Raw genomic sequence first — 10,515 nt, 5'->3', positions numbered from 1 at the left:
TCCGCGACGAAGTGGCGCGGCTGCTGGATTCCTATGGGAATCATCCGGGACATGTGTTCAACCTCGGCCACGGCATTTCCCAGTACACCCCGCCGGAATCGGTGTCGGTGCTGGTGGAGGCGGTGCACGAGATGAGCCGGGCTATGCGCGCGGGGGACTGATTCCTGCGCCGACCGAAACAATCGACGCGGGCGAGCCCGCACCGGCAGGCTCGCCGCATGGACACTTCCGGACGAAATGCAGCGCCTTATTCACATCTTCCTCGTTGTGCAAAGCAGCATAAAAATTTATTCCAAATAATTTTTCTAGCCTGCAGCGAATTTATAAGGTGCTGATTTTAAAAGACAAAATTTTTGCTTTTCAATTTAGCATTTTGTCGGAACCCGCATAAATCCGGGCTCCGCGGCCTGTCAAGAGGGCCTTTTCCACAAAGTTGTCCACAGACTTTGTGGATAGCGGAAAAAGAGCTTATGAAACTGATATTTAGATCGATTCTTCAACAATCACATTAAGTGTTGAAGGGGCATCAGTACCTAAATCGGGTTCGGTGCCGCCTTGATCCAGAATAAGTGGTTGCCCGGCAACCGTTTTTCACTTTCAACTTTGCAAAGTGAAAGCGAGCAATTTTGTCAAGCGTTGTAGGAAAAAATTGGGCAGGAACGATGCGTCGGCAGCCGACTTACTCACATAAACTAGTTGCCCCAGTGCTTGTGCATGGCAGCAAGTTTTTGTCCGTCGAAATATTTTTTGTCGACAACTTGACATTTTAAGTCTTTGATTTTGAACAGGAAAATTTTTGCTTTTCAAATGGGCAATTTGTCGAAACCCGCATGAAATCTGGGCTTTCCCAGTGTCAAGAGGGAGTTGCCCACAAAGTTATCCACAGACTCTGTGGGTTTCTCAAAAAGTCGTTATGAATCGCGGATTTAGCCTTTTTCTTCAAGGATTACATGAAGTACAGCAGACGGGCTGCCCTGCCGGGCAACCTGTCCGCACAGCGAGATAACGTGACCACGCTTTACCTCAAGATTGCGCTCGATACGCCGCTCGATACCTGTTTCGATTACCGCTGGACCGGCCCGGATGACGCCGCCCCGGCGCCGGGGCAGCTTGCGCTCGTCCCGTTCGGACGGCGCGAAACCGTCGGCCTGATCGTCGGTGTGGGAACGGCGACCGACGTCCCCGCCGACAAGATCAAGGACGTCCTCGCCGTGCGCGCCCAGCTCTCGCCTCTGTCCGGCGAGTGGATGGCGCTGTGCGCGTTCGCCGCCGACTATTACCAACGGCCGCTGGGCGAAGTCGCAGTGCCCGCCTTGCCGCGCAACCTGCGCGCCGAAAAGCCGGTGTCGCTGGACCGCGCACTCAAGAAGATAGCCAAGCTCGACCTGTCGCACGACCCGGCCGCCGCCGGCGCGCCGCCACTCAATCCGGCGCAGCAGCAGGCCGCCGACGCCATCGCCGCCGCTGACGGATTTGCGCCGACGCTGCTGTATGGCGTCACCGGCAGCGGCAAGACCGAGGTCTACCTGCAGGCCGCCGCGCAGGTGCTCGCCCGGCAGCCCGACGCCCAAGTCCTGATCCTGATCCCGGAAATCAACCTCACGCCCCAGCTCGAAGGCAACGTGCGCGCGCGCTTTCCCGGCGTGCGCGTGGCAACGCTGCACAGCGGTCTGGCCGAAGGCGAGCGGCTGGTGAACTGGCTATCGGCCCACCTCGGCCATGCCCGCATCGTCCTCGGCACGCGGCTGGCGATCCTCGCTTCGCTGCCGCGGCTCAAGCTGCTCATCATCGACGAGGAACACGATCCCTCTTACAAGCAGCAGGAAGGCTTGCGCTATTCCGCGCGCGACCTCGCCGTATGGCGCGCGCGGCAGCTGCAGATCCCGATCGTGCTCGGTTCCGCCACGCCCTCCCTGGAGACCTGGCAGCACGTGCAGTCCGGCCGGTACCGCAAGCTCGAACTGCGGGAGCGCGCATCGAAGGACGCGGTACTGCCCAAGGTACGGCTGGTCGACATGGAGCGCGACAAGCCCGGCGAAGGCCTGACCTCGTCCCTGGTCAGCGCCATCAAGCGCCGCCTCGAATGCGGCGAACAATCGCTGCTCTTCCTCAATCGCCGGGGCTACGCGCCGGTGCTCGCCTGCGATGCCTGCGGCTGGATCGGCAACTGCCCGCGCTGCACCGCCTTCATGGTCCTGCACAAGCCGGAGCACCGGCTGCGCTGCCACCATTGCAGCCTCGAGATGCGTATCCCGAAGTCCTGCCCCACCTGCGGCAACGTCGATCTGCAGCCGCTCGGACGCGGCACCCAGCGCATCGAGGAAGGGCTGCACAACGTCTTCCCGCAGGCCCGCATCACGCGCATCGATGCCGACTCCACCCGGCTCAAGGGCAGCGCGCAGGCCGCGTTCGACAGCGTGCACCGGGGCGACGTCGACATCCTGATCGGCACGCAGATGGTGGCCAAGGGGCATGACTTCCGGAACCTGACCCTGGTCGGCGTGCTCAATCCCGACACCGCGCTGTTCTCGCACGACTATCGCGCCAGCGAGCGCCTGTTCGCCCAGCTCATGCAGGTGGCGGGGCGCGCCGGGCGGGCAGGGCAGAAGGAGGGCGGCAATCCGAGCGAGGTGCTGATCCAGACCCGTTACCCGACCCACCCGCTGTTCGCGGCCGTGATGGCGCACGACTACGACCGCTTCGCCGGCGACCTGCTCGAGGAACGCAGGCAGGCCGGTGTCCCGCCCTTCATGTACCAGGCGCTGCTGCGTGCCGAAGCGCGCGAACTCGACATCGCCCTCGGCTTCCTCAAGCATGCCGCGGAATGCCTCCCGACTCCGGGCATCACCATCAACGATCCGATCCCGATGACCCTGACCCGCGTGGCCAACGTCGACCGCGCGCAACTGCTGGTCGAATCGCCGTCGCGTCCGGCGCTGCAAGCCTTCCTCAAGGAATGGATGGACATGCTGCGCGCAACGAAGACGCGCGCGAAGTGGTCGCTGGAGGTGGACCCGGTCGACATCTGAGAAAGCCATGCCCTACAGCCTGTTCGCCGACCTCGTCCTGCTGCTGCACTTCGCCTTCGTCGCGTTTGCGCTGTTCGGCGGCCTGCTTGTCTGGCATCGCCCGCGCCTGGCCTGGCTGCACCTGCCGGCCCTCGCCTGGGGCGTGTACGTGCAGTGGGCCGACCGGATCTGCCCGCTCACGCCGCTCGAAAACCAATTCCGCCTGCTCGGCGGCGAGGCCGGCTATGCAGGCGGATTCATCGAACATTACGTCACACTGCTGCTCTATCCCGACAACCTCACGCTGGAACTGCGCTATGTGCTCGGCGCCGTGCTGCTGGCCGTCAACGGGGTGGTGTACGCGCGCTTGGTATGGCGCAAGCGCACATGACGTCCCGGCGCCTGCACCGCCGCCGTCGATGCCTTCATTTCCGGCTTGCTGAGGTAAATACCTGACGACTTTCGCCGGTCGTGGGAAAATAGGTCGCCTAACCTAAAAATAATATCTCCCATGATCATCGTCCACCATCTCAACAACTCCCGCTCCCAGCGGGTGCTGTGGCTGCTGGAAGAACTCGGCCTCGACTACGAAATCAAGCGTTACGAGCGCGACCCCAAGACCATGCTTGCGCCTGCCTCCCTGCGCGAAGTGCATCCACTCGGCAAGTCGCCGGTGATCACGGACGGCGGGCTGACCATCGCCGAGTCCGGCGCGATCATCGAATACCTCGTTGACCGCTATGGCAACGGCCGTCTCGCGCCCGCATCCGGTACGCCCGAGCGGCTGCGCTACACCTACTGGATGCATTACGCGGAAGGCTCAGCCATGCCCCCGCTGCTGCTGAAACTGGTATTCGACCGCATCGAGAACGGCCCATTGCCCTTCATCGTGAAACCGGTGGCCAAAGTCATTGCGCAACGCGCCAAGCGTTCCTTCATCGAGCCCCAGATCGCGCGGCATCTCGACTATCTGGAAGGCGAAATCGGGCGCCACAAGTGGTTTGCCGGCAAGTCGTTCAGCGCCGCCGACATCCAGATGAGCTTCCCCCTGGAAGCGGCAGCCGCGCGGGGCGGCCTCAACGCCACGCGGCCGAGGCTGATGGACTTCCTCGACCGCATCCACAAGCGGCCGGCCTACAAGCGGGCGCTGGAACGCGGCGGTGCCTACGAGCTCGGCTGACTTGCCCGGAATCAGGGTGTCCGGCATGCGGAGAAACTAACGCGGAGGCCACGCGTCGAAGAGGAAAAGCAGCATTTTCCAATCGACATCGTGAACCACCCATTTCCCCAGCAACAGATTACCGAACTGTCCACTTCACCCGGCCTGCTGCAACCGGGGCGCAATTGCTGGCGCATCGAACATGCCGACCGGTTCTCCATGCTGGTGGATGCCGACGCCTACTTCCGCGCGGTGCGGGCAGCTATCCGCAACGCGCGCCACAGCATCTACATCCTCAGCTGGGACATCGACAGCCGCATGCACCTCGTGCCCGGCGGCGCCAACGACGGCTATCCGGAACCGCTCGGCGACTTCCTCCATGCCATCGTGGCCAGCCGGCCCGGCCTGCGTGCCTATGTGCTCAACTGGGACTTCGCGATGCTCTATGCGCTCGAGCGCGAGTGGTTGCCCGTCTACAAACTGGACTGGCGCACCCACCGCCGCCTCAGCTTCCGCATGGACGCGCGGCATCCTATCGGCGGCTCGCATCATCAAAAGGTGGTGGTGGTCGACGACCGCATCGCCTTTGTCGGCGGGCTCGATCTCACGCGCAGCCGGTGGGACACGCCCGAACACGCCTGCGACGCTCCCTTGCGCTGCGACAGCGATGGCAAGCGGCACGCCCCTTTTCATGACGTTCAGGCACTGGTCGACGGCGATGCCGCCCGCGCAATCGGCGAACTGGCCCGCATGCGCTGGCAGCAGGCCACAGGCGAACGCTTGCCGCCGCCCGCCCCGGGCGACAGGGATGACCCCTGGCCCGAGGGTGTCGAGCCGGACCTGACCGACATCGACGTCGCGATTTCCCGCACCGAGCCGGTATTCGAAGGACGCGCGGGCGTGCATGAGGTGCGGCAACTGCACCTGGACGCCATTGCCGCCGCGCGGCGCAGCATGTTCTTCGAGAACCAGTACTTCACCTCGGGCATGATTGCCGACGCGCTCGCCGCACGCCTGGACGAACCCGAGGGCCCGGAAGTCTTCATCATTTCGCCCAAGAACCAGAGCGGATGGCTGGAGCAGGCGACGATGGGCGTGTTGCGCGCACGCGTGCACCGCCGCCTGAAGGAGGCCGACCGCCACGGCCGCTACCGCATCTACTGCCCGCACATTCCCGGCCTGACAGACCAGTGCCTGAACGTGCACAGCAAGGTATTCGCCATCGACGACCAGTTGTTCTCCATCGGATCGGCCAACCTGAGCAGCCGCTCCATGGCGCTCGATACCGAATGCAACATCACCATCGAGGCGCGCGGGCCGGACGCCGGGCGCGTTGCCGCCGCCATCGCGCGCCTGCGGGCACGCCTGCTCGCGGAGCATCTCGATACCACCCCCGAGTTGGTGCAAGCCGAGCTGCGGCTGCGGCACAGCCTGCATGCCGCCGCCGCGGCCCTGCGCCACTCCGAACGCACGCTCTGCGTGCTCGAACCGGAGACGACGCCGGAGCTGGATGCACTGATCCCCGAACAGGCATTGTTCGATCCCGAACAACCGATCGAACCGGACAAGCTGGTCGCCGAATTCGTCCCCAGCGAAGCGCGCAAGCCCGTGCCGCGCCGCCTGATCGGCGTCGGCCTGCTCGCCATCGCCCTGGCCCTGCTGGCCGTCGCATGGCGCTGGACGCCGTTGCGCGAAGTCGTCAACCTTGCTTCGCTGGTCGCCTTCGCCCGGCAGCTCGAGGAGATGCCGTTTACGCCGCTTGCGGTCGTCGGCAGCTATGTGGCCGCCGGGCTGGTGATGGTGCCGGTGATGCTGCTGATTGCCGTCACCGGCATCGTGTTCGGACCGGTGTTCGGTTCGCTCTATGCGATCGGCGGCACCATGCTCAGCGCCGCGGTCGCCTACGGCATCGGCCACTGGCTCGGGCGCGAAACCGTGCAGAAACTGGTGGGCCCGCGCATCAACAAGCTGAGCAAGCGCATCGCTCGCCGCGGCATCCTCGCGATCGTGATCATCCGCATGCTGCCGGTGGCGCCCTTTACCGTGGTCAACATGGTCGCCGGCGCCTCGCACATCCGCTTTCGCGACTACCTGATCGGCACCCTGCTGGGCATGCTGCCCGGCATCACAATGACGGTGACCTTCGTGCACCACCTCGCCGAGGCGGTGCGCAACCCGAGTCCGGGCACTGTTGCCGTGCTGGTCGCGGTAGCGGCCACCATCATCCTGGTAGCCATGGGCCTGCAGAAACTATTGAAACGAAGGGAGGATAGAACGGCATGATGGATGACGACCTGAGTGTGCTCGAACAGCCCCCGGTGCGCGAGGAAGTGCCCGACCTCAATCCCTGGCCGCTGACCATCGCAACCTACAACATCCACGGCGCGGTCGGCTGCGACCGCAAGTTCAATCCCGAACGCGTGGCCGCCGTACTGCAGGAAATCAACGCCGACATCGTCGCCCTGCAGGAAGTGCCGCTGGGCGGAACCAGGACGCCGAACGTCCTGAAGGTGTTGCAGGAAGCGACGGGTTTCGTCGCCGCCGAAGGCCCGGCCTGCGACAGGCCCGAGCGCCGCTACGGCAACGCGGTGCTGAGCCGCTATCCCATCCTGACGTTGCGTTCCATCGACCTCAGCTTCGGCAGCCGCGAGCCGCGCGGCGCGCTCGATGCCGACGTCGATTGCCACGGCCACCTGCTGCGCGTCGTCGCCACCCACCTCGGCCTGCGGCCAGCCGAGCGGCGCGACCAGATTCGCCGCCTGCTGCAAGTGTTCGACACCGACGAAATGCCGGTGATCCTGCTCGGCGATATCAACGAATGGTTTGTATGGGGAAGGTCGTTGCGCTGGCTGGTCTCGCATTTCCAGCCAGTGCCGGCGCCGCGCACCTTTCCGTCGCGGCGGCCGCTGTTCGCGCTCGACCGCATCTGGATCCGGCCGCGGCACCGGCTGGTGCATGTGGAAGTGCATGCGACACCGTTGGCAAGGATCGCGTCGGATCACTTGCCGCTGGTGGCGCACATCGACGGTTAGGGCCTACATACTCTACATACGCTGGTTCGGTCCGGCCGGCCTCGGCTGTTGCGGCGCGTGCTGCAGCAGGTGAGGCGTTGCCGTCGGATCGAAATCCGTCCAGTCGCCGTCTTCGATCGTGCCCTCCGCGCGTTCCAGCTCCACGGCGCCCAGCGAACGCAGCAGGTTGACTGCGTGGTCTTCATCGTCCTGGCCGCCGACTGCGATCGCCAGCAGCATCCCGGCATGGCGCGTCGGTACCGCGTTGTCCGCATCTTCCCCGTGCTCGCCGGTCTCGCCCCGCTCTTTCATCTGCGAAAGGCTGCCCACGAGATTGCCCACGTGCGCGCCGAGCAGTCCGCCGGTGACGGTGCCCACCGGGCCGAGGAAAGAGGTGGCGGCGGCGCCCACCGCAGCCCCGGTTGCGGTCCCCATCGCGATGCCCTTGTCGGATTCGTGCGCGCCCGGTGAAACGGCATGATCGCCGCCGATCGGGTAGCTGTCGTGTTGCCCCGGCGGGTTGACATAGAAAGCGGAAATCCGGTCGCGCGCAAATCCAGCGCGTACCAGTTCCTCAATGGTGTGTTCGATCTGCGATTGCTGTTGGAATCGTCCGGCAATAATGGTGCTCACGGTTGCCCCTTTCATTGTCGAAAGTGAATACGTGTGAGAGCGCAACGCCATGCAGAAGTTCGGGCAGGCAGCACCATCAGATGGCTCGCCGCCTCCAATGTAATTTTTTCGCGCCGCCGGTAAAAAGGGGCTTGCGCCGTGCATCATTTTCGCGCCGTGAAGCTGGCGGGCGCCCGGTCTGCTAATTGCATACAAACGGCTCCTCATCACGCCAAAGGGAAGACCGTCCATGTCCCACACTCCCGAGAGCACACCTGAAAGCATGGTCGGCGCGCGCGTGACCGACGCCGGCGGCAATGCTGCATCCATTGTTTCGCTCCAGCAGGGCGGCGGCGACAGCAGCACCGGTCCGCAAGCCTGGATACGCCTCGTCGACGGCACCCAGGTCCTGGTGCCGGTCAGCCTGCTGGCGCAGGACGATGACGGCTACCGCCTGCCGTTTGCCTTCGCCCCTTCCACCGATACGCAGCACTCGATGCAGATGACCTTCCCCGTCATGGAAGAGGATGTGAAGGTCGGCAAGCGCGTAGTCGATACCGGCCGCGGCGTGCGTATCCACAAGACCGTTTCGGTGCGGGAGCAGGTGCTCGACCAGCCGCTGCTGCAAGACCGGCTCGACGTCGAGCATGTGCAGATCGGGAAGGTGGTGGCCGAGTCAGACCTGCCGCAGACGCGCTACGAGGGCGACACCCTCGTGGTGCCGGTAATGGAGGAAGTGCTGGTGGTGCAGAAGCAATTGCTGCTCAAGGAAGAGGTGCGCATCACCCGACGCCGAGAACCCGTGCGCAAGCCGGAAACGGTGACGCTGCGCACCGAGCATGTGCAGGTCGAACCCTTCGACGAGGGCCGGACGCCGCAATGAGCGGTGCAGGCACGGCTTATGCAACATCGGCTTCTCCGGATGCCGGCCTTTTCCGGCGTACAGACATTGTTAGGAGAGTGTGATCATGGAAAACACCGTAGTGGGCGTGTACGACAGCTATGCACAAGCTCAGAACGTGATGAATGAATTGCTCGCCTGCGGTTTTTCACGCGACGAGATCCAGCTCAGCCCCGAGACATCGGACAGGACTTCCACGCAAACCGGCGATGCGGGCAGCGGACAACATTCCGGCATCGGCCATTTCTTCCGCTCGCTGTTCGGGATGGAAGATGAAGAGGACAGGCAGCATCACGATATCTATGCAGAAGCCATGCGGCGCGGAAGCTGCGTGGTGACGGTCTACGCCGCCAACGAGCAGGAGCGCGAGCGTGCGGTCGATGTCATGAACCGCTTCGATGCGGTCGACATCTCGGAGCGCGAATCGCAATGGCGCAGCCAGGGCTGGACCGGCTATGACCAGAGCGCACCGATGCTGAGCGACAGCGAAATCGAGAAAGACCGCGCGCTGTACGGGCAGAGCCGTACGCAGAGCATGGACACCCAGGATATGGGCACGCAGCACATGGATACGCAGCAATCCGGCGAGACGCGCATACCGGTCGTGCAGGAAGAATTGCGGGTCGGCAAGCGCGCGGTGCAACGCGGCGGCGTGCGTATCTACCAGCGCATGACGGAAAAGCCGGTGCAGGAATCGGTGCAGCTGCGCGAAGAGCATGTAAACGTCGAGCGGCATCCGGTCGACCAGCCGGCCACCGAGGCGGACATGAACGCCCTCAAGGAAGGTGCGATCGAAATGCGCGAAACGGCGGAAGAACCGGTGGTATCGAAAACGGCGCGCGTGGTCGAGGAAGTGGTGGTCGGCAAGGAAGCCACCGAGCGTACCGAAAACATCAACGACACCGTGCGCAGGACCGAGGTGGATGTCGAGCAGATGGGCGCTTCCGACCGCTCGGCCACCGGCGCCACGACCGCTGCCGATACCTCGATGACCGGGGCCGGCATGCGCGACATGGGGCGCAGCGATTATGCCGATACCGCGATGACCTCGGACGATTCGGACTACCGCACGCACTGGCAGAACGCCTACGGCACGTCCGGCGGCCGCTATGAAGACTATGACGCCGCCTATCGTTACGGATCGACGGCGGCCGGCAGTGAGCGCTACAAGAACTACCGCTGGGAAGACGCCGAGCCCAGCATGCGCAGCGACTGGGAGCGCGACCATCCCGAGAGCGCATGGGACAAGGTGAAGGACGCGGTGCGCTACGGCGCGGAAAGGGTGACGGGGCGGCAGCAGCGTCACTGACATGACAGCCTGACGATCCTTCCCCGCGACGGGAAGGACAAAGCGGGGAGCCAAAGCGGAACGCGCGGCTCCCCGCGCCATGATCGGGCTTCATGCTCGGGCGTCATGCAACTTGCCCGAGGACGGGAACCGGAGATTGATGAACGCGATGACCGATACCGGACGTCATTCCCGCGCGCGCGGAAATGACAGGGGAGGGTATCGCTATTCCCCCAGCCTTCCTGCTTCCGCCATCTCCCGTATCGTGCGAATGGTATCGATGTCCGACTCTTTGTATGCCGAGCGCCGGAAGTCGTTGTAAAAGGCTTCGGCGGCATCCTGCTCCTCGCTGGCGCCGTCGTCGTACAGGAAGCGCACGAACAGGATGTCCGGTTCCGGCTCTTCGATGGTCATCGTCAGGCGCGATTCCGGAATGCCTTCCTGCTGCGGCACGTGGTAAGTCACCTTGTGCAGCGGCTCGAAGATCACGCGGTCGCGGACCAGGAGTTCGCCATAGCGCAGTTCGCGCGAGAGAC

At 63.9% G+C, this 10,515-nt stretch carries 10 protein-coding genes; 8 read left to right on the top strand and 2 right to left on the bottom strand.

What is annotated here, in order from left to right; translation table 11 throughout:
• Nucleotides 1–11 precede the first annotated feature (11 nt).
• The 6 genes from VFF99_RS20490 (at nucleotide 12) to VFF99_RS20465 (ending at nucleotide 7,199) form a co-directional block, all read left to right on the top strand.
• Nucleotides 12–161 carry a uroporphyrinogen decarboxylase family protein gene (locus VFF99_RS20490; RefSeq protein ID WP_414691565.1) on the top strand — a complete coding sequence of 50 codons (150 nt, stop codon included), beginning with the start codon at nucleotides 12–14 and terminating at the stop codon, nucleotides 159–161.
• 789 nt (nucleotides 162–950) lie between these two features.
• On the top strand, nucleotides 951–3,029 hold the full coding sequence (locus VFF99_RS20485) for a primosomal protein N' (protein WP_325020778.1): 2,079 nt from the start codon (nucleotides 951–953) through the stop codon (nucleotides 3,027–3,029).
• A gap of 7 nt (nucleotides 3,030–3,036) precedes the next feature.
• A complete protein-coding gene (locus tag VFF99_RS20480) occupies nucleotides 3,037–3,399 on the top strand; it encodes a DUF2784 domain-containing protein (RefSeq protein WP_325020777.1) in 363 nt (120 codons plus the stop codon).
• 120 nt (nucleotides 3,400–3,519) lie between these two features.
• Entirely contained in the window at nucleotides 3,520–4,188 is a 669-nt protein-coding gene (locus tag VFF99_RS20475; protein ID WP_325020776.1) for a glutathione S-transferase, read from the top strand.
• Nucleotides 4,189–4,278: 90 nt separating this feature from the next.
• A complete protein-coding gene (locus VFF99_RS20470) occupies nucleotides 4,279–6,450 on the top strand; it encodes a VTT domain-containing protein (RefSeq protein WP_325020775.1) in 2,172 nt (723 codons plus the stop codon).
• The gene (locus tag VFF99_RS20465) at nucleotides 6,450–7,199 is read left to right on the top strand and encodes an endonuclease/exonuclease/phosphatase family protein (RefSeq protein ID WP_325020779.1); all 750 of its coding nucleotides are present in this window, start codon (nucleotides 6,450–6,452) and stop codon (nucleotides 7,197–7,199) included. Before VFF99_RS20470 ends, VFF99_RS20465 begins: the two co-directional genes overlap by 1 nt.
• 12 nt (nucleotides 7,200–7,211) lie before the next feature.
• Here VFF99_RS20465 and VFF99_RS20460 read toward each other — a convergent pair whose 3' ends face one another.
• On the bottom strand, nucleotides 7,212–7,811 hold the full coding sequence (locus tag VFF99_RS20460; protein WP_325020774.1) for a hypothetical protein: 600 nt from the start codon (nucleotides 7,809–7,811) through the stop codon (nucleotides 7,212–7,214).
• 229 nt (nucleotides 7,812–8,040) lie between these two features.
• Between VFF99_RS20460 and VFF99_RS20455 the strand changes: the two genes are divergently transcribed.
• Nucleotides 8,041–8,673 carry a YsnF/AvaK domain-containing protein gene (locus VFF99_RS20455; protein WP_325020773.1) on the top strand — a complete coding sequence of 211 codons (633 nt, stop codon included), beginning with the start codon at nucleotides 8,041–8,043 and terminating at the stop codon, nucleotides 8,671–8,673.
• An 85-nt stretch (nucleotides 8,674–8,758) separates the two neighbouring features.
• Entirely contained in the window at nucleotides 8,759–10,000 is a 1,242-nt protein-coding gene (locus tag VFF99_RS20450; RefSeq protein WP_325020772.1) for a YsnF/AvaK domain-containing protein, read from the top strand.
• A gap of 204 nt (nucleotides 10,001–10,204) precedes the next feature.
• Here the strand turns inward: VFF99_RS20450 and VFF99_RS20445 are convergent.
• The coding region (locus tag VFF99_RS20445; protein WP_325020771.1) for an AtaL-like protein at nucleotides 10,205–10,515 on the bottom strand (311 nt) is incomplete at its 5' end.

Source organism: Noviherbaspirillum sp. (assembly GCF_035654295.1).
Taxonomy (GTDB): Bacteria; Pseudomonadota; Gammaproteobacteria; order Burkholderiales; family Burkholderiaceae_D; genus Noviherbaspirillum.
Note: the sequence above shows the minus strand (reverse complement) of the source record. Positions and strands in the feature narration are given on the sequence as shown.